Origin of the sequence: Thermogemmata fonticola (assembly GCF_013694095.1) — a bacterium.
Lineage (GTDB): Bacteria > Planctomycetota > Planctomycetia > Gemmatales > Gemmataceae > Thermogemmata > Thermogemmata fonticola.
The window spans coordinates 98,935-120,902 of the sequence record NZ_JACEFB010000008.1 but is presented as its reverse complement, the minus strand read 5'-3'; the positions used below and the strand labels follow the sequence as shown (position 1 = coordinate 120,902).

Genomic DNA, 21,968 nt, shown 5'->3' with positions numbered 1-21,968 from the left:
ACGTGGACTCGTTGTGTTCTTCTCTTCTACCGGTTAGGTTATTCTCTTCCCCTGGCGGGGATAGGTCGTGATGAGGGGGATGCTGTCAGGAGGAAGGTTGGCTGTCGGCCCGTACCTTGATCATGCGGACTCGGTTGCCTGGAGGAGCATACTCGACGTGAGTCATGAAGCCGCGCATCAGAAGCAGGCCTCGGCCGCAGGGACGCTCGAGGTTTTCTGGGTCCGTTGGGTCGGGAACATCGTCGGGATTGAAACCGGGGCCTTCGTCAGCGATGTGAATCTCGAATTGGCGGTCATTGACGGCGAAGCGGACATGGACTTTCTTGTCTGGGTCCATCTGATTGCCGTGTTTGATCGCATTGACCAGCGCTTCCTCTAACGCCAACTTGATGGCAAAAATGTCGTGCTCCGAATAGCCCCACTTTTGCAGGACTTGCTCGACCAGCGATTGGATCCGTCGAGCTTCAGAGAGATCACTCGGTATGATCAATTCATGCTGAGCGCTCATAAGCAATTGGCCGCTCATAGAATGCGCCTGTGAAGGACATCGTGCCCTTGACTCATGATCTTCGGTATCGGATCCATCACCCTTAGATTAGCATATTTTTTTCAGAATGACTGTAGTCCTGCCTGTTCATCCGGCACAATGGTCAGGATACGATCCAGTTTGGTAATCTTGAAGACCTCCAGGATGTCTTTGGCAATGTTGCACAGGACCAGCTTTCCTTGCACGGCCTGCAACTTCCGGTGCAGCGTGATCAGTTTCCCCAAAGCTGCACTGGACATGAACTCCACATTTCCGAAATTGAGCAGCAATTTGCGCCGGCCCAACTCATCCACCAGGCGGAACAAGTCGTCGCCGATCATCTGAATATTTTGCTCATCCAATATCTTTTTATCCACGAAGTTGACAACGGCGATATCTCCGATGTCTTCGACTTCCAGCCGGCGCCGGCGGGTAGATTCCGTAGCCATAACGATGCACCTCAGTCGCACTAGAGCCTTAGGCATCCCCGGCGGATACCCGTCGATGTCACACCTGCCAGGGTTTCACCCCCGTTTTCCTTACCGGTTCCTTTTCCCCCTCGTTGGAGCGGCATTATGCCCGCATCAAAATGCATCTTTGTACCTATCGCCCTTTCTGTCAAGATGATCCGGGGCAATTTTACGGTCTTTGGGAAGAACGGGGGGGATCGTATTTGCGGAAGCTCCTTTTTTGCCCGCCGCCAAAGTGTTGGTGGTACCAAGTTACCCACTCGGTCGCCTGGGGTGATTTTCCTAGGGGCTATTTGCCAGAGTCGAATTATTCTCGTGGATGCCTTGCGGAAGTCATACCCATGCGCCAAAGTAGAGGTGGAGATGTTCGAGGGGCGCTTCCAGCGAGAGGGTAGAAGGTGTCGCCAAGCGGCATGTTCGGGCGGGGAGAGACGCACCGGCTCCTAGGGTTGGGGATTATTGGGGTGCTGCTGGCAGGGACGATGGGTGTCGTCCCCCTAGCGTCGGCCTTGCCGCCCGCAGGGGCTGGAGATCCCCCAAAGGCCGGAGCTGGCCAAACTGCCTCCGCGGCGAAGCCGGTGGATGACCAGCAGGTCCGCATGCTGGCCGAAGCCCTGGATCGGGCCGCCATGATGGTCCGGGCCAATTTGTACCAGCGTGTCGAAGAGAAAGTGCTGATCGCCGGGGCCATTCGCCAGTGGTACCAGGCGATCGATGCGCCGTTGCCGGAGAGAATCGTTCAGCAACTGGACCGCCTGCCCAATACTCCCCGCGATCGCGTGCACCTGCTTATGGAGATTCGCCGCCAGCTTCGGGATCATCCCCGGCTGCGGGGGACGCAATCCTTGCTGGTGGGGTTGCAGGGATTCACCCAAGCGACGGAAGGGCACTGTAGCGTCACGTGGCGGCGTTCCGGAGTGATGCAAGCCTTTTCCGTAGAGCTGGATTTCGGCGTGGGACTGGAACTGGAGGGTTGGACAGGTTCGCGCTGGACAGCGTACCAGTGGGAGCGGGCCTTGGCCCTGCGGCGCTATCCCCCTGTCGGTTACATCGGTGACGTGCCCGCTCCGGAACAACTTTCCGCTCCGATCCATTATCCCTGGCGGGTTCGGCGTGTGATCCCTGGCAGTCCGGCGCACTTCGCAGGTATTCAGAAGGGAGATGTGATTACGCATTATCGCGGCATAGCATTGACGCCGGAGAATGTCTCCCGCCTCTTCCAGGAATGGGCTTATGCTCCAATGACCTTCGATCCAGTCACAGGCCGGCCATTGTCACCCGCGTGTCATCTGACGATTCAGCGGGGCCGCCAGCGGATCGAACTACGGATCGCGGCTCAGGAGCAGTATCAGGCGGAATGTGTCTATGGGGTCCGGCGTGATGGGGACGGGAGTTGGGATTGGTGGCTCGATCGCCCGGAACGGATCGGTTACGTTCGTTTGGGGCCGCTGGAATTGCACGCTCCCTTGCAACTGCGGGCCGCGCTCGAGGAATTGCAGCAGCAGCGTTGCCGGGGTCTGATCCTGGACCTCCGCTGGTGTCCGGGAGGATATGTGCAAAGCGCCATCGAGGTCGCCAGCTTGTTCCTACCGGCGAACACATTGCTGGCTCGGATGGAATATCCCCAAGTCCGCGTCGGCCCGCCGGCATCTGCCGAGCTGCGGGAATTGCGCACACTTCCTCACCCGCCCCTTTGCCCGCAACTGCCTCTGGTGGTGTTGATAGGGCCGGAAACTTTGGGGGGCGGAGAGATGATCGCCGCCGCCTTGCGAGATCACAACCGCTGCTGGCTCGCAGGACAGCGCAGCGCGGGCCGGGCCGCTTTGCAAACGCTCATCGGCTTGGACGTAGCAGAATTGCAACTGCGTGTCAGCACCGGCCTCATGTTCCGGCCCAACGGCCAACCCCGCCACCGCTATCCCGACAGTCAGCCCGCTGACGCCTGGGGACTGCGTCCGGACCCCGGTTGGGAAATCCCGCTGGAGGCCGCCGCCCGCCTGGAACTTTTCCGCCAGCTTGAGAGCTTCACCCTCCGCCTTCCCTCCAGCCGGGAGGCTTCGCCGCTCGATGATCCCCGCAGCGATTCCGTTCGCTACACCACCCTGCAATTGCTCCGCAAGCACCTGGAGAAACTCTCTTCTCCCGCCCCCTCTTCTCGCGGCCCGTGAAGCGGCCATCCGAGCGGCTGTCCGGACTGGCATCCCCCGCTGACCGGGCGGATTCCTCCTCATCAGGATGGGATGCGAAACCCTGCGGATGTGCCGCTACCTCCGGATATATCACCCCTCGGCCTGCGGGAGATTTTCCCTCGTTCCGCCTCGCCGTTTTGCGAGCCATCCATTGAATACACCCCGTGATGCTCAAGCCGTAGTTTTCCGATGGTCTGATGGGAGAAAGTGATGAGACTGGCGACGATCCAGACCCCGCAGGGTCCGCGCGCCGCGGTCGAGCGCAGCGATGGATACTATGTGGACCTGCATGCGAGCGAGCCGGGCTTGCCGGATAATGTGAAAGCTCTGCTAGCGGCTTCGACGGCCATTCGCCGACTGGCTGCGGAAGTGGCCGCCGCGCCGTCGGCCGTCGCTTACCCGCCGCAGAGCGTCCGGCTGCTGCCGCCGATTCCTGATCCGGGGAAAATCCTCTGCATTGGCCTGAACTATCGGGATCATGCCCGCGAGGGAGGCAAGGCGATCCCGGAGGAACCGGTCCTCTTCGGAAAGTTCCGCAACACTCTGATCGCGCACGGCGACCCGATTCGCCTGCCGAAAGTGGCCCGAAAAGTGGACTACGAGGCGGAACTGGTGATTGTCATTGGCAAGACGGGCAAACACATTCCCAACGATGCGCGGGCGTACGACTATGTCGGCGGCTACACCTGCGGCCATGATGTCAGTGCGCGAGATTGGCAATTTCGAGGCGAAGAGAAGCAGTGGATCATCGGCAAGACCTTCGACACCTTCGCTCCTGTTGGTCCGGTGCTGGTGACCAGCGATGAGATTCCGGATCCGCACCATCTGCAAATCCGCCTCCGCCGCAATGGCGTCACTTTGCAGGATTCCAACACTCGCGAGTTTATCTTCGGCGTGCCGCATCTGCTGTCTTACTTGTCCCAGGTGATGACCCTGGAGCCGGGCGATTTGATCTTCACCGGAACGCCTCCCGGAGTGGGCATCGCACGCCAGCCGCCGATTTTGCTCCAGCCGGGCGACATTGTGGAAGTGGAGATCGAAAAGATCGGCATCCTGCGGAATCCCTGCGTGGCGGAGAGTTGACCGGCAGCCCCGGCGTGCCTGCCCCGTTGGCAGGGTTCGCGCCCCAGCTCTCAGCGCGGCAACCGCTGCTCCTCGTAACTGCTGCGATAGAGATAACGGCTGCCGGGGCCGAGGTGGTCCCGAAGCTCTCGTTCAATGCGCAAGCGGGCGCCCTGGTACTGCCCGGCGGCAACGTCAAAGTCTACCTCCCCTTCCCACATGAAGGGAAACACCGCAGCTTGTTCCGCGAGCGGCGGTTCCTCGGTCCAGCGGGTGGACAGACCCACCGTCCAGAGGTTCCCCTGTCGGCGGAGCAGGGTGTATTTCTGCTCCAGAGTGTAGCTGTCCCCCACTCCCAGGGGCGGATCGATTTTCACGCGGGCTTGCCGCTGCCAGCTCCGGCCGGCTTCCCATCCCTCCTCCGGCAGAATGAGGCGGAAAGGCAACTCGACCTCCAGGCGCTGAGCTGAGCCGCTGCGGACCTCGGTCACTGCGAGCAGGCGGCCTCGACCATCCAGCCGCACAGTCACCAGCCCTTTGTTCAGAAAGGCGGCCATCTCCTTGGCATGTTCCGGCTGGGCCGAGTCTCGGATCAACGGCTCTTCCTCGCCTCGACGGAGTTCCGAACGCAGGGACAGGATGCGCATCTGCAAGGTGGCTATGCCCATCGCATCGACCGCTTGCACTGTCCACTCGCGTGTCAGTTGCAAGTCACTCGTTGTCTGGCGGGTCTGTTTCTGCTGCCGTTCGTCCACAAACGTCTCCTGGACGGTGGTGCGCTGCCGGAGTTGATAAGTCAGGACCAGACCCGTTGTCCAGCGGAAGCGGGGCACCCCTTCTGGAGCGGTTCCTGCCGCCGCGGAACAGAGCGCCACTCCCACCGCCCAAACGGCGATCCCCCGCCGCACGCCCGCTATTGCTCTTCGACCTCGTTCGGGTACTTTCCATTCTCGTCGGGGCATGGCGAAACGCTCCCAGTTTGGCTTTCCGTTTTGTTTTTCAGTCTGTCCTGTGTGCCAGTTGGTCCTTCCCGTTTGGCTTTCCGTTACGCTGCCGCCTTCCCACTCCGTGAAGAGACGGTCCGCAGAACCAACAGCCATATCACCTGCCGTGGGAGGCGCCAAGAGCGAGCCGGCCTCGCTCTCTCCCCGAGTGCAACCAGATTTTCTGGGAGTTCCCTGCCGGGCAGCTCTGCTAGTCTGGGGAAACACCTCGCGGGTTCAGCCCCCACCCCCAGAGAATCTAGTTACACCCTCTCCCCTTCGGCAGTTCCCACGGAGCTTACTCTCTCCCCTTCCACCGTTCCAAATGCTAGAACACCTATTCCATCGACCCGAAGGCAGGCAGAGCCGCGGATTCTCGTCTGTCCTCGACTCAGGAATGGCATGGTATGACTGGTTTGCATTCGCTAGCCCACACGCGGGTCCCGACAGTGTTGTTTCCAACGGCAGCGGCAGCCGCCCGGTATGTGGCGCGGGAAATTGACAAGCTGATCCGCGCCCGCAATGCCGCCGGGAAATCCACAGTCTTAGGACTGGCTACAGGCAGCACACCCGTGGGACTTTACCGCGAATTGATCCGCCTGCATCAGGAGGAAGGGCTGGACTTCTCGCGAGTCATCACCTTCAATCTGGACGAATACTATCCGATGCCCAAGGAGGACCCGCACTCCTACTTCCGCTGGATGCATGAGACATTTTTTCATCACGTCAACATTCCGTGGGAAAACATCCACATTCCGGATGGAACGCTGGCCAAGGAGGAGATCGACGCTTTCTGCGCAGAATACGAACGGAAGATCAAGGCCGCCGGCGGGATTGATATTCAAATCCTGGGGATTGGCCGCACGGGGCACATCGGTTTCAATGAACCGGGCAGCCCGCGGAATAGCCGAACTCGCTTGGTCACCCTGGATAGCATTACCCGCCGCGATGCCGCTCCGGGTTTCTTCGGTGAGGAAAACGTGCCGCACCACGCCATCACTATGGGCGTGGCGACGATTCTCGAAGCCCGGCGTATTTTCCTCATGGCCTTTGGGGAACACAAAGCCTCGATCGTGTACAAAGCGGTGGAACAACCGCCTACCGAGGCGATCTCCGCGAGCTTTCTCCAGGAGCATCCGGATGCCACCGTGGTGCTGGACCCGGCGGCGGCAGCCGAGTTGACCGCCATCAAACGCCCCTGGGAGGTCGGCCCCTGCCACTGGACGCCGGAATTGGTCCGCAAAGCAGTGGTCCACCTGGCGCTGACCGTCAAAAAGGGACTGCTGCAATTGGATGATGAGGACTTCCGCGAACACCATCTCTACGAATTGCTGCGCGAACAAGGACCGGCGGAGAAGATCGGCGAGGCCGTTTTCCATGATCGCATGTCCACCATTACGCCCTATCCGGCTGGCCGGTCCGCCCCGCAGACCATTCTCGTGTTTTCACCCCACCCCGATGATGATGTCATCTCCATGGGCGGGACGCTCATTCGGCTGGTGGAGCAAGGACATCAGGTGCACGTCGCTTACATGACCAGCGGCAATATCGCCGTGTATGATCACGATGCGCGCCGTTTCGTCGATTTTGTCCACGAATTCCTCACGCATTTCGGCAGTGCGGCAGAACAGGCCCGTGCCGCGGATGTCAAGCAGCGGGTGTACCACTTTCTCGATGCAAAGAAGCCGGGACAGCCCGACAATGACGACGTGCTGACCATCAAGGCTCTCATTCGCGCCACGGAGGCCCGCGCTGCTGCCTTGGCCTGCGGCATTCCGCCGGAAAACCTCAGCTTTCTCAACCTGCGGTTCTACCGAACGGGGCGGATCACCAAGGACCCCATCCATCCCCAGGACATCGATGATCTGGTCGCTCTGGTGCAGCGCCTCCAGCCGAAGCAGATTTATATGGCCGGGGAGCTTTCCGACCCGCACGGAACCCACCGCCTCTGTGCCGAGGCCATCTTCGCCGCTCTCCGTCGGCTTCAGGAGCAGCAGGGGCAGCTCCCCTGCCAGGTCTGGCTCTATAAAGGGGCGTGGGAAGAATGGGAACCCCACGAAATCGAAATGGCCGTGCCTCTTAGCCCCGATATCTTGGAACGGAAGAAGCAGGCCATCTTCCGCCACCAATCCCAGAAGGATCGGGCGATGTTCCCCGGTGGGTCCGACCGCCGGGAGTTCTGGCAGCGGGCCGAAGAACGCAATCGCAACACCGCCCGCATCTACGACGCCCTGGGACTTCCCGAATACTTCGCCCTCGAAGCCTTCGTCCAGTGGAAGGGGCCGTGAGGTTCGGCGGGCAGGCGGGCGGGAAAGGATGCTAACGCCGGCTGGACAGACGACTCAGAATTCACACCAACTACTTCTGGGGAGAACATTTTTCCCAACCGTCGCAGAAAAGCGCCAAAAACAAGGCCCGGCGCCAGAAGCCGGACCCCAAGCCGAGAGTGTTGAGGCTTCCGCGGCCAAGTACCGCACAGCCCCGATCCAGCGCGGGAGTTTCAGTTCTTCTTGCGGCCAAACGCAGTGATGGTGACTTCCGTGATCACACCGTCCTTGACGGTGATGTCGGCTTTGCCGCCTCCGAAGCGGCCGCCGCCTTTACCGCCCCCTTTGCCACCGAATTTGCCACCGGCGAACTTCAGCCGCCGCTCCCAATCCGCAAAGGTGCCCTCCTTGGTGTTGCCCTCCTTGTCCTTGAGGATCACCTTGACATTCTCGGCGATCTTGTAGGTCGCCTCCTTGTCCCCTTCCTTGACAGTCACTTCCTTGGTTTCGGCGTTGTAGCGGATGACGATCACGTCCACCGCATACGCCAGACCCGCCATCAGAAACACGCTTGCCGTTGCGAGAAACAGCTTACGCATGACTCGATACCCTCCTCTGATTGTGGGATAGCAGGGGGGCGGTCAACACCGTGTTGACCCGCTGCTTTTATCGCCGTGTCGCGGAGACTCGCTCCTGCGATCACTCACAGGTTTAACCCCAGGCTTCACACCTGGACACCACCGTGTTTCGACTTCTCATTCCTCTTTCAGAAATCAGGTTGGTTTTCCGTGGATATCCGGTTCAGACTGAGACGGGTTGAGGTTTTGTCCGATTGATACCGCTGGAAATCGAGATTCCTCTTGGCAAGGAGAGGCGCGGGGTGGTATGAACTGTCCCCTGAAGCAGCAGTTTCCGCTGTCTTTATCCGGCAGGGTTGAGGAGAATCAGGCGAAGCTGGGGGAGGCGGACTATGGAGGCATGGAGAGGGTGGTCATCTACGATGTGGAAAGCAGCCGGGGTGGGAGCTATTCTGGCGGCAGTTGGCGGCGGGTATCTTTGGGTCCTCTTGAGGCCGGAGGCTGGACAGAAAATGCCGACCGCCGTGCCGTCTCCGCAGGCGTCCGGGAACTCCGGAAGTGCCGCGGTGCAACTCCCGTCGCAGGCCGCTGCCGTCGGCCAGGGACAGGAACAGGACGTGGTCACACTCGTCCCTTTGGATGCCTTGATCGAGGACGAGGGTCGAGCGACGAGTTCATCCTCCGCTTTTGTACCCTTCGAAACGGAGGGATCGTCCTTTCCGCCCGTGAATTTTGGGGAGGGAGCCGCCGCTCCTCCGCGCATTCCCCTTGCCCAGGACTGATGACCAGCGGCCCCTGTGATGGCGGTGATAGCTTGCTCTTCCCAGTTCTTGCGGGTCTTCGTCATTCTCTAGGGGGAGCCAACGTCCTGATCGTGTCGAATGGCCCTTTCCTCGGCTTTCCTGTCACTGACTGATAGAATGAGCTTGGTTACAAGGGGAATGGCTCATGGGCGCCGCGAAGGGCAGTGCTGGGAGTGCTGCCTGTCGCTGGTGGATTCACGGGACGAAAACGCAGGAGGAGAATCTCATGATGCGGTTCGTCGGAGTGGTAGCCGGGGTATTGGTGATCGGGACGGCGCTCTCAGGCCAAGAGCGCAAGGGGGTGACGGTCGAGTTGGCCGGGTGTAAAGCAGTGACACCGGCGGATTGGCGGGAAGAACCTCTGCCTCCAAAGTCCCTGCGGATGATGCAGTTCAAGTTGGCTAAAGCCGAAGGTGACCCTGAAGATGCCGAACTGGCGCTGTTCGTTTTGCGCGGCGGCGGGGCGGTGGAGGCGAACCTGAAGCGTCAGGAGGCCAAGTTCGAGATTCCGCCGGGGGTCAAGCGCGAGGAGGCCATCCAGGTGGAAAAATTCTCCTTTGGCGGCAAATACGACGCCTACTTGCAGGACATCCGCGGGATTTACCTCAAGAAGTTTCCGCCTTTCGCCCCGGATGCCAAGATCACCCGCGTCCCGGATTACCGACAGTTGTACGTCATCTTTGAGGTTCAGGAAAACGGCAGCACCATCGTGTACTCCATGACGCTCCTGGGACCGGCCAAAACGGTGGAAAAACACAAAAAGGCCTTCGTGGAATGGGTGAAAAGCTTCAAATAGGCGACATCCCCCAGAGCCGGGAGCTTATCGACGTCTTCAGAGCGGCTATGCCCTTTTTCGACTATGAGCTACCGGAGCATTTGATAGCGCAGTATCCCGCCCAGCGGCGCGATGACTCCCGGCTTCTTGTTCTGCGCCGGCGGAGCGAGAGCATCGAGCATCGGATTTTCCGCGAGCTGCCCGAATTGCTCCAAGCTGGCGATCTGCTGGTACTCAATGATACGAAGGTGATCCCGGCCCGGTTGATCGGCCGGCGAGCGGATACAGGCGGGCGATGGGAAGCGCTGTTTCTGCAAACCCAGGGGCATCTCTGGGAAATGCTGGCCAAGACTGGCGGCCATCCCGGCCGGGGTACACGCTTCATCACCGACAGCGGCTTGACCCTGATCTTGCAAGGTCGCACGCCGGACCACCACTGGCTCATGGAACCCCAGGAAGCAGGCAGTCCCTGGGAATTGCTCGAACGGCACGGCCATGTGCCTCTGCCGCCCTACATCCGCCAAGGCCGGGATGAACCGGCGGACCGGGAACGCTACCAGACGGTCTTTGCCACACAAGCAGGATCGGTGGCGGCTCCCACCGCCGGGCTGCATTTCACGGAGGAATTGCTCCAGACACTGACTGCTGCCGGAGTCAACCTCGCCCGCGTCACCTTGCACGTGGGCCTGGGAACCTTCGCTCCCATCAAGAGTCAAGACCCGCGGCAGCATACCATCCACCGCGAATGGTGCCAGGTGACAGCGGAAACAGTCGCGGCAATCCAGGCTGCACGGCAACGCGGCGGGCGAGTGGTGGCGGTCGGGACCACGACAGTCCGGACTCTGGAGACAGCAGCCCGCCAGGGTCAAACCCAGCTCCTGGCCCCCTTCACCGGGGAGACCGACTTGTACATCTACCCGCCCTTCGAGTTTCGGATTGTGGACGCCCTCATCACCAATTTCCACCTGCCGCGGACGACTTTGCTCCTCTTGGTGAGCGCCTTTGTCAATAACGATGAACTGCTGAAACAGGCCTACGAGCAAGCCATCGCTCGCGAATACCGCTTCTATAGCTACGGCGACGCTATGCTGATCCTTTGAGATCGGATGAGACCGAGGTTGAATCGGGCGGGCGAATAAAAAGTGGGGGGCCGATCCCACCGGTGCGAGGGGATACGATGGTTAGGAGGTGATGGATTGGATCAGTGATGATGGGGATCAGTGATGATGGAGGTTGGATCTGGCAGAAGCGGGCCGGCTGGAGTCGGAAAAGGGCGGGAAGGGAACCATGAGGCGAATGTCGATGAAGAAGTTTTGTGCGATTGTCCGGGAGACAGTGCGGAGCTTGCCCGCGGAGATCCGGCAGCATTTGCGGAACATTGTCATCGATGTGGAAGAGGAACCCAGCGAAGAGTTTCTCCGGGAGGCAGGTTTCACTGAGGAGGAGATCGCCGCGGGTGAGACGCTCTACGGCTACTTTCAACCCCTGGAAGGAGTAGCGGCGGCCGATATGCTCGAACATCCCAGCCGGATCATCATCTTCAAGCGGCCGCTGGAGGAGGATTTTCCCGATCCCGATCAGCTCCGTATCGAAATCCGCAAGACCGTCATCCACGAGATCGCCCATCATTTCGGCTGGACGGACCGCGATTTGGAGCGATTTGACAACAATCCAGACCCTTTCAAGGAAAAAGGTCAAAATCCGGAGGAATAGCATTGTGACAAAATTATGTCACGATGCGAAAACAACGTATTTGACAAATTAAGAGTGAGATGAGGCAGGGGGAGCGGTTAGGAGGGCAGGGGGGAGTTCGTCCAGCGCTCGGTTGAAGGCTTCCACCGTGGCATCGATCACTTCGTCCGAATGTTGGCAGGAGGTCATGCCTCCCAGTCCCCACCAGTCCACGCCGTGGAGGAGCATGGCCTGGCGCAGGGCGGAGATGAGGCGGGGGTCCTTAGGGCCGTCCAAAGCCTGAACATCGCCTTGGCAGGGGATGAAGGCGTCGCAATCGCCGTGGTGTTCTGGGGGTCGGGGGCCGTGGTAGTGGGGCAGAATCTTGACCATCGAGAAATCGCCGTAGGCGATCCAGGGAATCTGACGGGCCGCGAAGAGTTGATTGAGGCGGTTGCGCAATCGCCGGGCTGCGGCATTGGCGCGCTGGCAAGGCGTGCCGTCGGCGATCAGTTGCAGAGCCGTGATCCCGGCGGCGGCAGAGAGCGGATTGGCGTTGTAGGTGCCGGGATGGCGGATGCGCTTTTTGCCTGGACGGTGTTCCAGCCAGGCGAGGATGTCGGCCCGGCCCGCAACACAGCCTCCAGGCAAACCGCCCGCCAGGATTTTCGCCAAGGTCGTCAAGTCGGGCTGGACCTGGTAGTACCCCTGCGCTCCGCCGGGCGAGACCCGGAAGCCCGTGATGACCTCATCGAAAATCAGCACGCGCTGCCAACGGGTGCAGATCTCCCGCAAGCCCCGGAGGAATTCGCCGCGGATCGGGACAGTACCCCAATGCCCGCCGGTCGGCTCGAGAATGACCGCCCCGATGTCCTCATCGCGCCTCAGCGTGTCCTCGACACGATTGAGATCATGGGGAGGAACAACCACGGCGAGCTGCGCGATCGCCTCCGGCACTCCCGGTACGGAGAGGTCCTCATAAGGCGGATCCGCTCCGGGCGTGACCAGGTCATGCCACCCGTGGAAATGCCCTTGGAAGCGTAGGAATTTGGCTTTGCCGGTATGGAGTCGGGCCAGGCGTAGGGCCAGCAGAGTGGCTTCGGTGCCGCTGCTGGTGAAGCGCAGGCGTTCGGCAGACGGGATGAGCTTTTGCACCCACTGGGCCCAGGCAATTTCCAGCTCGTGGCAGGCGCCGGGATGCGTCCCACGCGCCATCTGTTCCTGCACGGCCCGGACGATCGGCTCTGGACAATGCCCCAGCAGATGGGCGCCGTGGCCGACGAAATAGTCGATGAGGCGCTGGCCATCAACGGCCCACTTGTAAGGCCCGCGCGCATGCGAGACATAAATGGGGAAGGGGTCCAGGCGGCGGGTTTCGTGGGTGACTCCATTGGGAAAGAGCCGGGCCGCTTGGGCGAAAAGGGCGCGCGAACGAGGAAAGGCCGCAGCAAAACGTTCCGAAAGCGTCGCTGGCATCATGGGACTGGCTCCGGTCGCGCTTGGATGGTGGACAACGCTGGCGAAGAATAGTGTAGCCAGTGGGAGGACTGCTGGGCCGGGGGATCCCCCCAGGTTCCGCTTCCCAGCGGACACGGCAGGAGATGACTTCCAGCAGGAGGCGATCATGCTTACATTTCGGCAGGTACCGCGTCTCGCCCAGGTGATATTAGTCGTCCTGGCTAGCCTCGGAGGGTCTCTCACCCTCCTCAAGGGAGGCCAGAAAGGCGCGTCTCCCTCCCAAGAGAAAGCAGAATACACGGCCATCGTTGGCGTGACGGTGCTGGATGCTGTAGCGGCCCTGCCTCGACCCGACCACACCGTGCTAATCCGCGGCGATCGCATTGTGGCAGTCGAGCCGGCTGCGGAAGCGAAGATACCGCCGCGGACGCAGGTCATCGATGGCCGGGGCAAGTATCTGATCCCCGGTTTGTGGGATATGCACGCCCACGTTGAGGCGGAAGGCTTCCTCCTGCTTTATGTCGGCTACGGGGTGACCGGGGTGCGGCACATGTACAGCGGCTCGCCATTGCTCCCGCCGGTGGCGCGCTGGGGCCAGGAGGCTGCCGCCGGCCAACGCATCGGACCGCGAATCATCGCCACGACCAAAGTGATCGACGGCCTCAATGGCGATAAAGCCACGGTGGCCCACAGCACCATCGTAGCGGCCACGCCGGAACAAGGCCGGGCGGCGGTGCGGCAGGTCCGGGCCAACGGTGATGCCTTCGTCAAAGTCTATCCCTTCCTCCTGCCAGAGGTGTATGACGCCATTCTGGACGAGGCCCAGCGCGGTCCGCAGCCCTTGCCGGTCGTGGGGCATGTTCCGCACCTGGTCGGTGCCGCTGCTGCCTCGGACAAAGGACAGAAATCCCTGGAACATGCCCACGGTATCTTCCTGGCCTGCTCTCAGGACGAGGCGAAACTGCGCAAGGAAATCGCTGGCCTGATCCGGGCCGGCGCTCTGGCCGATGACACCCTCAATGCCACCAGCGGCTGGCGCTTCGAGGTCAAAGCCCTCGACAGCTACGATGCGAAGAAAGCGGCAGCTCTGTTCCGCAAATTCGTCGCCAACGGCACCTGGGTCGTACCCACGCTGGTCTGCCGGCGAAACTGGGCGAGCTTGCACGACGAAAACTTCCTCAACGATCCCCGTAAGGCCTACCTCCCGCTGACGGTGCGCACGACGTGGTTCCACACGGTCAAGGCCGGGCGAGTTCGCTTCCCCCTCTTCGGCAACATCGAGCTGTCTCCCCAGGACATCGAGAACATGAAGCGGCTCTACGCCGGCCATTTACGCTTGGTCCGCGCGATGCATGAGGCGGGTGTCAAGATGATGGCGGGGACGGATTCCCCTGTGCCGTATTGCTTTCCCGGCTCCGGCTTGCTCGATGAATTGGAGTTGCTCGTCCAAGCGGGTCTATCCCCACGGGAAGCCCTGGCAATGGCGACGATCCGACCCGCCGAGTTCCTGGATCGCCTCGCCGACTTCGGCTCGATCGCACGTGGCAAATACGCCGACCTCGTCCTGCTGTCAGCCAATCCCCTCACCGACATCCGCAACATTCGCAAAATCGAGGGGGTTTTCGTCGCTGGCCGGTACTACGACCGCGAAACGGTCCGCATCCTCGCCACGGGACGCAAACCGTAAGAACCCCTCGAACCCATCGACACTGCAAGAACCCATCGGCCCATATCGACACCGCTCCGCCAAACCCGCTCCTGCCCCTTTCCCCTGCCCTGGAAAAAAAGAGTGGACATCTGGTTTTACTTGGTTTACAATTAGGGTTATCATAGTATCACCTTCATCGACGGATGTGGGACATGGTTGCTCTTATGCGACGCGGTTTCACTCTCATTGAATTGCTGGTGGTGATAGCGATCATCGCGATTCTGATTGGCTTGTTGCTGCCCGCGGTCCAAAAGGTGCGGGAGGCGGCTTCCCGGCTGCAATGCAAGAACAATCTCAAACAGATTGGTTTGGCGCTGCACAATTATCACGACCGTTTCGGGATGCTGCCGCCGGGGTATCAGAGTGCAGTTCCCTCCGTACTGGCCTCGGCGGAGGATGAAGCGGGTCCGGGATGGGGATGGGCGGCGTTTTTGCTGGCGGACCTGGAGCAGGAGAATCTCCGCCGGCAGATCAATTTCAATGCCCCGATAGCAGCCCCGATGCATGATGCGGTTCGCACGCAAAGTTTGAAGGTGTTCCTCTGTCCTTCGGACAGTTCAATCGGGGTCTTCACTACGTCAGGCGCAGTCATGAATCTGGCCCACGGGAATTACATCGGCGTGTTCGGCACCAACGAGCTAGAGGATGAGGTCGGGCGGGGCAACGGCACATTTTACCGCAACAGCCGGGTGCGCTTCGGGGATATGACCGATGGCCTGAGCAATACGTATATCGTCGGGGAGCGCAGCAGCGACATTGCTTTGTCCACGTGGGTCGGGGCGCCGCCGGGAGTGGAGGTTCCTTACCGCCGGGACCCCAGCCAGCATGAACACCATCCGGTGCTGGTGCTCGGCCGGGGGGATCATGAACCGAACAGCCCCTCCGCTCACATCGAGGACTTTTACAGCCGCCATCCGATGGGTCTGAACTGCCTGTTTGCCGACGGTTCCGTGCACAGCATCAACAATTCCATCAGCCTGCCGGTGTGGTACGCCATCCAGACGCGCAACGGCGGAGAAGTCTTTACTCCTGATTGGTGAGCAGATTCCAGCGCCGACGGAGGGCACAAGCTACCCCGGACACGACCGATTGGATACGATTGGTCCCTCAGACCCGCGATTCCCCCTCCTCCGGCTCCGTCGGGTTCTCGACTTGCCACCGCATTTGTGAACCGCTTTCCTCCCGCGGAATCGGTTATTCCTCAAGCGAGAAGCCGAGCCAAAATTTCCTTTCCCTGTCACTGTTGGTTCAGGCATAATGGTGGACGTTGGTCAAGTGGCCGCCTTTCTTCAGCCTGTGGAGACCAGAGGGAGGAAGCGATGCTGCGCTGGTGGATGATCCTGGCGGGGAGCCTGGCCTGGGGGACAAGCGGAGTGGCAGCGGAGACCCGGCCCAACGTGGTCATTTTCCTGGCAGATGATTTGGGATGGGGGGACCTGGGGTGTTACGGCCATCCCGCCATGCATACGCCTCATCTCGATGCTTTTGCCAAGCAAGGGGTGCGTTTGACCCAGTGTTACGCCGCTAGCGCCGTCTGCTCCCCGTCGCGTTCCGCGATTCTGACGGGGCGGACGCCGTACCGCAATGGCGTTTTCACCTGGATTCAGCAAGGCTCGGAAGTGCACTTGCGCAGCAGTGAGCTAGCCCTGCCGAAACTGTTGCGTGAGCACGGCTACGACACTTGCCATGTGGGGAAGTGGCATCTCAATGGTAAGTTCAACAATCCGGCCCATCCCCAGCCGAACGATCATGGGTACAACTGGTGGCTGGCGACTCAGAACAATGCGGCACCGAGCCATCACAACCCCAACAATTTCGTGCGCAATGGCAAGCCGGTGGGGCCGTGGGAAGGCTACTCGGCGATCCTGGTTGTGGAGGAGGCGATCCGCTGGCTGCGAGAACACCGCGACCGATCCAAACCGTTCTTCCTGGCGGTATGGACCCATGAGCCGCATCTTCCCATCGCGACGGACCCGCAGTTCCAGAAGCCTTACGAACGTTTTTCCGATCCAGAAATTCGCCAACATCACGGCAATGTTACCCAAATGGATCATGCCTTCGGGATGCTGATGCAAGCTCTGGAGCAACTCAAGTTAGCGGATAACACGTTTGTATTCTTCACCTCGGATAATGGGCCGGAAGGGACCGGGATCAAGGGCCTGCCCCGTGGTTCCGTCGGAGGCTTGCGCGGGCGAAAGCGTGCTCTGTATGAAGGGGGCATCCGCGTTCCAGGCATAGCACGCTGGCCGGGACATATTCCACCCAACACCACCTGCGATGTCCCCGTGATCGGCTCCGATTTGTTCCCGACTGTCCTGCGGCTAGCGGGCGTGCAACCTCCCAAGGACCGGGTGCTCGACGGCGTGGATATCCTGCCTGTGCTGACCGGAAAAGCCACGGCGGTGGAGCGGCCGATCCCGCTCTATTGGCGGCTGGACATGGCTCCCTACGATCTGCATTTGGCCCTGCGCCGCGGCGACTGGAAACTGCTCGCCTCGCGCGACTTCCAGAAATTTGAGCTGTACAACCTCAAAAACGACCCCGGGGAAACCACAAATCTGCGAGACAAGGAGCCGAAAATCTTCCAGGAATTGCGCGAAGAACTTGCCCGGATCAATGCCCAGGTCGAGGCGGAAGGGCCGGACTGGTGGAAGCGCCTCAGCCCCAATGGCGGCCTCCCGCCTCTCAAAAAGAAGTGAAGCCCTGCTTCGGAAGAAGTCCAACCCTTCTCCGGCTCCGCTAGCAGTTTCGTGAAGGGCTAAACGTTCCCCGCTAACTGTTAGGGATAGGCAGGGGAATAAAGGTTCCCCCCTGGGTGTTGGGGATGGACAACCGGGGCTTAAGGTCCGCCGACGACTTCGTAATGGACGGCGGCTCCCTCCGGTTTTGTGACCGTGACGCGGATGGCGCCGGGCGGTTCGCGCGAAAGGTCTAGTCGCAAAGTGAGTCGGTGTCGGCCCGCTGTCAGGCGAACCGGAGTATTCCCCTGCATGTTCAGGGTCCGGCCATCGATCCACGCCCGTTGCACCGGTCCTTCGATGCGGAAGAGAAGCGGGCCATTGTTGGCCAATTCCACTTCTCCTTGGGCATAGACGATGTTGGGACTGCCCGGACGGCGGAGTTCTTCTAGGGGCAGATGGCCGGAAACGGTGGCATACGCCGCTTCCCACGCCGCGGGATCGGCGGCGAGCACAAGTCGCTGGAAGACGGCATCGCTGGGGACATCGCGGAGCAGGGCGGGGTCGCGCGGCCGGAGAATGCGCCAGCGTTGCACGGTCGGCGTGGTAGAGACAGCGTAAGGGCCAGGCCGGCCCAACTCCGCCAGGAAGCGGCACAGATCGAGCAGTTCCTGATGCGTCAGGAAGCGGGTGAGGCCTTCGGGCATCAGAGAGCGGCCCTCGCGTTCCGATTCGATGTCCTTGACCGGAATGGTCAGGAGCTTGCCGGTCGCATCGCGGAGCAGGACCCGCTGGTCATCCCGACTTACGACAATGCCGGTGATGACCGTTTCCTCCACGGTGGTGATGATGCGGGTGGTGTATTGTTCCTTGATAGCCGCATTGGGATCGAGAACGGAGGCCACGACGTAGTCCACGGGTGAGGAACCTCCCAGGGCGGTCAGTTCCGGTCCGACATTGCCGCCGGCCCTTTGCAAAGCGTGGCATTTGAAGCAACCGAGGTCCGCTCGGCGGAAGAGTCGCTCTCCGCGGGCCGGGTCGCCTTTCGCCAGCACTTCAGCGGCCAGTTCTTTGATTTGCGCCGGGGTGGGAGGCTTGAATTCGCCGCTGAGTCCTGCCGCTTTGCTCAGCACGTCGGTCAGCTCGCGGTCCGAGCGGCCAGCGGTGTAGAGATAGCGCAGCAGCAGTTTGGCGGCATCGGTGACAGGGGGCGTGCGCTGGAGGGCCGCGGCCAGTTTTTCCGGCCCGCCCTTGCGGGTGAGGAACGCATCGAGAAGGGGGGCAGCATCGTCCGTATCGGCGACGTGTTGCAGGGCTGCCGCCGCGAGGTTCGCCGCACCGTCCAGATCGTGGCGGACCAGGGCAGCCAACGCTGTGCAGCGCAAGCGCAAGGGCTGGGCATTCTGCCCCAAGCGGCGCAACACCGTTAGCGAGTCGGCATCCCCCGCACGGCCTAGGGCTTCCACCGCCGCCAAGCGTACGGGCAAGGGTTGGGTTGATTCCTCCGCCAGGGTACGGATCGCCACGATGGCAATCTTCCAGGCTCCGGCCAGCCGTACCGCGGCGGCACGCAGTTCCAGGTCCGTGGCACGGAGCAAGGGGGACAAATCCCCGGGGGTTTGAGGCTGGACGCCGCGGGTCATGGCCGCATCGTACAACCCCTCCAAAGCCAGGCGGCGCAAGGCCGGCGGTTGCTGGGCGTCCGCCACAATGGTATTCCAGATGACCTGCAAATCGGCGGCGGTTCCCTGGCGGCAGACGGTTTCCACATAAGCCGCTCGGCGTTCCGGAGGTACTTTGCCAGTTGCTAACATCTTGGCCAGGACCGTGGCGATCCCTCCGCCGCCTCCGCTCACCCCCAGGTCGAGTTCCAAGGCGCGGAGGGTTTCCCGGAAGACGAAGCGGATGTATGGGTCGTCGGGATGGGCTAGCACATCCGCGAGAATGGGCAGGGCTTCCGCACCGGGGAAGAAGCTCAGGGAGCGCACGGCTTCCAGGCGGACGCGGGGATGCGGATCGTTGATGGCGGCGCGGAGCCAATCCAGAGCTTGCGGCAGGCGATCCCGCCAGGCAGTCAGGACCCGCACCGCAGCGGCACGTGCCCGGAACTCCGGCGAATGCAGCACCTCTTGTAATAACTCCGGATTGACCACATTATGCCACTGATGGACCCAGAGCGCCTCCAGGCGGGCATGTTCGTAATTGGGGTCCTTCTTGTCCAAACGGGCGAGCCATTTCTGGAGTGCCGCCAGTACAGCCGCCGTCTCCCGGCTGCCCAGCTCAATCCGCACCCGATAGCGAACGCGGTCCTCCGGGTGCTGGAGCAAGGCCACGAGATGGTCGATCGGCTCGCCGGCTATGCGGGGGGAGTTGGACAAAGGCCGGCCGTGGTAGGTGACCCGATAGACCCGCCCGTGGCTCCGATCCCGGCTGGGGTCCCGCAGATTGTGTTGCATGTGGCCGATGATCGGATTGTGCCAGTCGAGGAAGTACAGGGCGCCATCCGGGCCGACTTTGGCATCGACCGGCCGGAAGTTCGGATCGCTGCTGGAGAGGATCGGTTCCAGTTCCTGTCCCTTGAAGCTGGCGCCGTCGTCGCTGAGGCGATAGCGGAGCAGCCCCTGGAAACCGATGCAGTTGGTGACGATCAGATTCCCCTCGAATTCCGGGGGGAAATGCTGGCTGGAGAGCAGCTCCATCCCGCCGGAGGGGCGAGTCCGCTGCTGGTACACCTGGGGCGGGCGGGCGTGCTTGTGCGGGAAGGGGAGATAACCGCTGAAGAGGGTGGCGTGATACGGCTGCGCCCCCGTTCCGTCGATGACAATGTCCTGTCCCCAGCGATCAAAAACATGCCCGTGGGGATTAGCAAAGGCGAAGGAAATATAGACTTCAAACTTGTGGGTGCGGGGTTCGTATCGGAACACGGCGGCATTGGCCGAACGCTTCGGAGGTCCGTAGGGGTCTTCCACCTGCGTGTGATGGAATGTGCCTTCCTGGAAATACAAGGCTCCGCCGGGATCGTAGACGAAGCTGTTGGCTGTGTGGTGGGTATCTGCCGTATCCAGACCGTGGAGGATGCGTTCATAGACATCCGCCTTGCCGTCTCCGTCGGTATCCTTGAGGAACATCAGGTCCGGGGCTTGGGCCACGATGACGCCGCCGTTGTAGAACTCGAAGCCGGTAGGATTCTGCAAGCGATCGGCAAAGACGGTGCATCGATCCGCCTTGCCGTCCCCGTTGGTGTCTTCCAGGATCAGCAACTTATCGTTGTATGGTTCGCCCGGCTTCCAGTGGGGGTAGAGCGGCCAGACGGCGACCCAGAGCCGGCCTTGCGGATCAAAGGCCATCTGCACGGGATTGACCAACTCCGGGAACATTTTTTCATCAGCGAAGAGTTGGACTTTCAATCCTTTGCCGATGGTCATCTTGCCGATGGCTTCTTCGCCCGAAAGGAAAACATGTTTGCCGCCGGGAAGGGGGCCGGGCTTATTCGTAATGACGGGAACAAATGGCGGCAGGTTGCTGTCATCGGGTTGGGCCGTGCGCCCTTGGGCCGCCTCCCAGATGACTTTGTCCCGGTTGTGGGTCATGATGTCGAGGATTTCCAGCTCGCGCTGAATCACTTCGTAATTGGTCTGCCCGTTGACGAATTTGAGGAAAGCCCGTCCGCCATAGGTGGAATAACCGTCCGTGACGCGGTAGCGCTGGAACCAGTGGAAGGCTTTGTCCTGGACAGCGGGCCGGATGCGGGCCAGCAGGGCTTCCTCCGGTGGCGTGTAGGGTTGATTCGGCGGTGTGAAGAGGGCGGCGTCGATGATCTCCGCCAGTTTGCGATGGCCTTCTTCAGTCAGATGGATGCCGTTGATGGTCAGCGGGCGTTTGACTTGAGCATACAGAGCCAGTGTCGGAGTGAACAGATCGATGCACGGGACCTTGTGGCGGGCGGCCACTTCCTGCATGGCTTGGGTGTACTGCTGGAGCTGGCGGTTGCGCCGCACGACGGCTTCACCAGTGGGCAGATGCGGGGAGCGGTGGTCCTCCACCGCGATCGGGGAAAACAGGACCACGCGGGGAGCGCTTCGGCCATTGTACTTTTGGGCCAGCGTGTGCCGCAGCCATTGCTCCAGATCGTTTTGGAACTTGTTCAATCCTTTTTCGCCGGCCCAGGACTCGTTCGCGCCGAAAAAGGCGAAAATCACATCGGCCCGCGTCTGCGTCAACTCGAAGCGGTTGGCCCGAACCACCTTGGGGTCCGCAATCGCCTTGGGATTCGGAATCGGAGCCGAACCGTAAAGCCATTGATCCGGGGTGCCGAAGTCTTGCGAGCGCAGGCGGAGGGTGATCTCATCGCCGGAAAAGCCCAGGTTGCGGATGATGAGATTATGCTGCGGATGGCGGGCGTAGAGGAAGGTTTCCAGCCAGCCGTCATGTTGCAAGCGGTCCGCGAGGGTGTTGCCGATGATGCAGATGTGGTCCCCTTTTTCCAGGCGGAAGGGGAGCAGGGCGGCTGGAGGTTGGGGTTGAGCAGCAGCTAGGGTTTGGGAGCCGGTTGGGGGAACAGCCGGGGTTTGGGACCCCGCTTTGGACACAGACCCGCCCAAGCGGAACCCCGCTGCCAGGATGACCATCACCGCAGCCAGCCAGCTTCCCCGTCGCCACCATGTGCGCTGGCTCGCCATCGTGTTGCGTGCCATAGAAATGGTTCTCCGCCACTTCCGAGGATGAATGGGAACTTTTCAGGGGGGATCATTTGGTGTTTTTGTAACAAGGCTGAGGACGGCGGCCAACCGTTGCAGCAAA

Annotated in this window: 16 protein-coding genes; 10 read left to right on the top strand and 6 right to left on the bottom strand. The window is 61.2% G+C overall.

Annotated elements, in window-relative coordinates; all coding sequences use genetic code 11:
• Positions 1 to 85: 85 nt before the first annotated feature.
• Positions 86 to 508 carry an ATP-binding protein gene (locus H0921_RS11770; RefSeq protein WP_194538279.1) on the bottom strand — a complete coding sequence of 141 codons (423 nt, stop codon included), beginning with the start codon at positions 506 to 508 and terminating at the stop codon, positions 86 to 88.
• A gap of 101 nt (positions 509 to 609) precedes the next feature.
• Complete coding sequence (locus tag H0921_RS11765) at positions 610 to 975, bottom strand: STAS domain-containing protein (protein ID WP_194538278.1); 366 nt, start codon at positions 973 to 975, stop codon at positions 610 to 612.
• Positions 976 to 1,409: 434 nt separating this feature from the next.
• Here H0921_RS11765 and H0921_RS11760 point away from each other — a divergent pair, with 434 nt between their 5' ends.
• On the top strand, positions 1,410 to 3,164 hold the full coding sequence (locus H0921_RS11760) for a S41 family peptidase (RefSeq protein ID WP_194538277.1): 1,755 nt from the start codon (positions 1,410 to 1,412) through the stop codon (positions 3,162 to 3,164).
• A 231-nt stretch (positions 3,165 to 3,395) separates the two neighbouring features.
• Positions 3,396 to 4,268: a fumarylacetoacetate hydrolase family protein gene (locus H0921_RS11755; protein ID WP_194538276.1), complete on the top strand. Its 873-nt coding sequence runs from the start codon at positions 3,396 to 3,398 to the stop codon at positions 4,266 to 4,268.
• Positions 4,269 to 4,318: 50 nt separating this feature from the next.
• Here H0921_RS11755 and H0921_RS11750 read toward each other — a convergent pair whose 3' ends face one another.
• On the bottom strand, positions 4,319 to 5,209 hold the full coding sequence (locus H0921_RS11750; protein WP_194538275.1) for a hypothetical protein: 891 nt from the start codon (positions 5,207 to 5,209) through the stop codon (positions 4,319 to 4,321).
• Between the two features lie 428 nt (positions 5,210 to 5,637).
• Between H0921_RS11750 and nagB the strand changes: the two genes are divergently transcribed.
• Positions 5,638 to 7,518, top strand: coding sequence for a glucosamine-6-phosphate deaminase (gene nagB / locus H0921_RS11745; protein WP_194538274.1), 1,881 nt, complete (start codon positions 5,638 to 5,640; stop codon positions 7,516 to 7,518).
• Between the two features lie 212 nt (positions 7,519 to 7,730).
• Here nagB and H0921_RS11740 read toward each other — a convergent pair whose 3' ends face one another.
• Entirely contained in the window at positions 7,731 to 8,096 is a 366-nt protein-coding gene (locus tag H0921_RS11740; protein WP_194538273.1) for a hypothetical protein, read from the bottom strand.
• Positions 8,097 to 8,497: 401 nt separating this feature from the next.
• Between H0921_RS11740 and H0921_RS11735 the strand changes: the two genes are divergently transcribed.
• The 4 genes from H0921_RS11735 (at position 8,498) to H0921_RS11720 (ending at position 11,366) form a co-directional block, all read left to right on the top strand.
• Positions 8,498 to 8,857, top strand: coding sequence for a hypothetical protein (locus H0921_RS11735; RefSeq protein ID WP_194538272.1), 360 nt, complete (start codon positions 8,498 to 8,500; stop codon positions 8,855 to 8,857).
• Positions 8,858 to 9,104: 247 nt separating this feature from the next.
• Complete coding sequence (locus H0921_RS11730; protein WP_228499488.1) at positions 9,105 to 9,674, top strand: hypothetical protein; 570 nt, start codon at positions 9,105 to 9,107, stop codon at positions 9,672 to 9,674.
• A gap of 47 nt (positions 9,675 to 9,721) precedes the next feature.
• On the top strand, positions 9,722 to 10,753 hold the full coding sequence (queA, locus tag H0921_RS11725; RefSeq protein ID WP_194538271.1) for a tRNA preQ1(34) S-adenosylmethionine ribosyltransferase-isomerase QueA: 1,032 nt from the start codon (positions 9,722 to 9,724) through the stop codon (positions 10,751 to 10,753).
• Positions 10,754 to 10,955: 202 nt separating this feature from the next.
• A complete protein-coding gene (locus tag H0921_RS11720) occupies positions 10,956 to 11,366 on the top strand; it encodes a metallopeptidase family protein (protein WP_228499486.1) in 411 nt (136 codons plus the stop codon).
• A gap of 48 nt (positions 11,367 to 11,414) precedes the next feature.
• Here the strand turns inward: H0921_RS11720 and H0921_RS11715 are convergent, their stop codons facing one another.
• Entirely contained in the window at positions 11,415 to 12,803 is a 1,389-nt protein-coding gene (locus H0921_RS11715) for an aspartate aminotransferase family protein (protein WP_194538270.1), read from the bottom strand.
• Between the two features lie 145 nt (positions 12,804 to 12,948).
• On the opposite strand from H0921_RS11715, the gene H0921_RS11710 reads away from it, so the two are divergent.
• The 3 genes from H0921_RS11710 to H0921_RS11700 all read left to right on the top strand — a co-directional run bounded on the left by H0921_RS11710 (position 12,949) and on the right by H0921_RS11700 (position 17,189).
• A complete protein-coding gene (locus H0921_RS11710) occupies positions 12,949 to 14,469 on the top strand; it encodes an amidohydrolase family protein (protein WP_194538269.1) in 1,521 nt (506 codons plus the stop codon).
• Between the two features lie 173 nt (positions 14,470 to 14,642).
• Positions 14,643 to 15,530, top strand: a complete 888-nt coding sequence (locus H0921_RS11705; protein WP_194538268.1) for a DUF1559 domain-containing protein — start codon at positions 14,643 to 14,645, stop codon at positions 15,528 to 15,530.
• Between the two features lie 279 nt (positions 15,531 to 15,809).
• The gene (locus H0921_RS11700; RefSeq protein ID WP_228499483.1) at positions 15,810 to 17,189 is read left to right on the top strand and encodes a sulfatase-like hydrolase/transferase; all 1,380 of its coding nucleotides are present in this window, start codon (positions 15,810 to 15,812) and stop codon (positions 17,187 to 17,189) included.
• 140 nt (positions 17,190 to 17,329) lie between these two features.
• Here H0921_RS11700 and H0921_RS11695 read toward each other — a convergent pair whose 3' ends face one another.
• Positions 17,330 to 21,862 carry a PVC-type heme-binding CxxCH protein gene (locus tag H0921_RS11695; protein ID WP_194538267.1) on the bottom strand — a complete coding sequence of 1,511 codons (4,533 nt, stop codon included), beginning with the start codon at positions 21,860 to 21,862 and terminating at the stop codon, positions 17,330 to 17,332.
• Positions 21,863 to 21,968 lie beyond the last annotated feature (106 nt).

What these genes read in the sequence shown, in the direction of transcription:
- H0921_RS11735 (WP_194538272.1), top strand. Translation starts at nt 8,498, where the DNA reads ATGTGGAAAGCAGCCGGGGTGGGAGCTATTCTGGCGGCAGTTGGCGGC.
- H0921_RS11700 (WP_228499483.1), top strand. Translation starts at nt 15,810, where the DNA reads ATGCTGCGCTGGTGGATGATCCTGGCGGGGAGCCTGGCCTGGGGGACA.
- H0921_RS11755 (WP_194538276.1), top strand. Translation starts at nt 3,396, where the DNA reads ATGAGACTGGCGACGATCCAGACCCCGCAGGGTCCGCGCGCCGCGGTC.
- nagB (WP_194538274.1), top strand. Translation starts at nt 5,638, where the DNA reads ATGACTGGTTTGCATTCGCTAGCCCACACGCGGGTCCCGACAGTGTTG.
- H0921_RS11695 (WP_194538267.1), bottom strand. Translation starts at nt 21,862, where the DNA reads ATGGCACGCAACACGATGGCGAGCCAGCGCACATGGTGGCGACGGGGA.
- H0921_RS11760 (WP_194538277.1), top strand. Translation starts at nt 1,410, where the DNA reads ATGTTCGGGCGGGGAGAGACGCACCGGCTCCTAGGGTTGGGGATTATT.
- H0921_RS11750 (WP_194538275.1), bottom strand. Translation starts at nt 5,209, where the DNA reads ATGCCCCGACGAGAATGGAAAGTACCCGAACGAGGTCGAAGAGCAATA.
- H0921_RS11715 (WP_194538270.1), bottom strand. Translation starts at nt 12,803, where the DNA reads ATGATGCCAGCGACGCTTTCGGAACGTTTTGCTGCGGCCTTTCCTCGT.
- H0921_RS11705 (WP_194538268.1), top strand. Translation starts at nt 14,643, where the DNA reads ATGGTTGCTCTTATGCGACGCGGTTTCACTCTCATTGAATTGCTGGTG.
- H0921_RS11720 (WP_228499486.1), top strand. Translation starts at nt 10,956, where the DNA reads ATGAAGAAGTTTTGTGCGATTGTCCGGGAGACAGTGCGGAGCTTGCCC.
- queA (WP_194538271.1), top strand. Translation starts at nt 9,722, where the DNA reads ATGCCCTTTTTCGACTATGAGCTACCGGAGCATTTGATAGCGCAGTAT.
- H0921_RS11770 (WP_194538279.1), bottom strand. Translation starts at nt 508, where the DNA reads ATGAGCGCTCAGCATGAATTGATCATACCGAGTGATCTCTCTGAAGCT.
- H0921_RS11710 (WP_194538269.1), top strand. Translation starts at nt 12,949, where the DNA reads ATGCTTACATTTCGGCAGGTACCGCGTCTCGCCCAGGTGATATTAGTC.
- H0921_RS11740 (WP_194538273.1), bottom strand. Translation starts at nt 8,096, where the DNA reads ATGCGTAAGCTGTTTCTCGCAACGGCAAGCGTGTTTCTGATGGCGGGT.
- H0921_RS11730 (WP_228499488.1), top strand. Translation starts at nt 9,105, where the DNA reads ATGATGCGGTTCGTCGGAGTGGTAGCCGGGGTATTGGTGATCGGGACG.
- H0921_RS11765 (WP_194538278.1), bottom strand. Translation starts at nt 975, where the DNA reads ATGGCTACGGAATCTACCCGCCGGCGCCGGCTGGAAGTCGAAGACATC.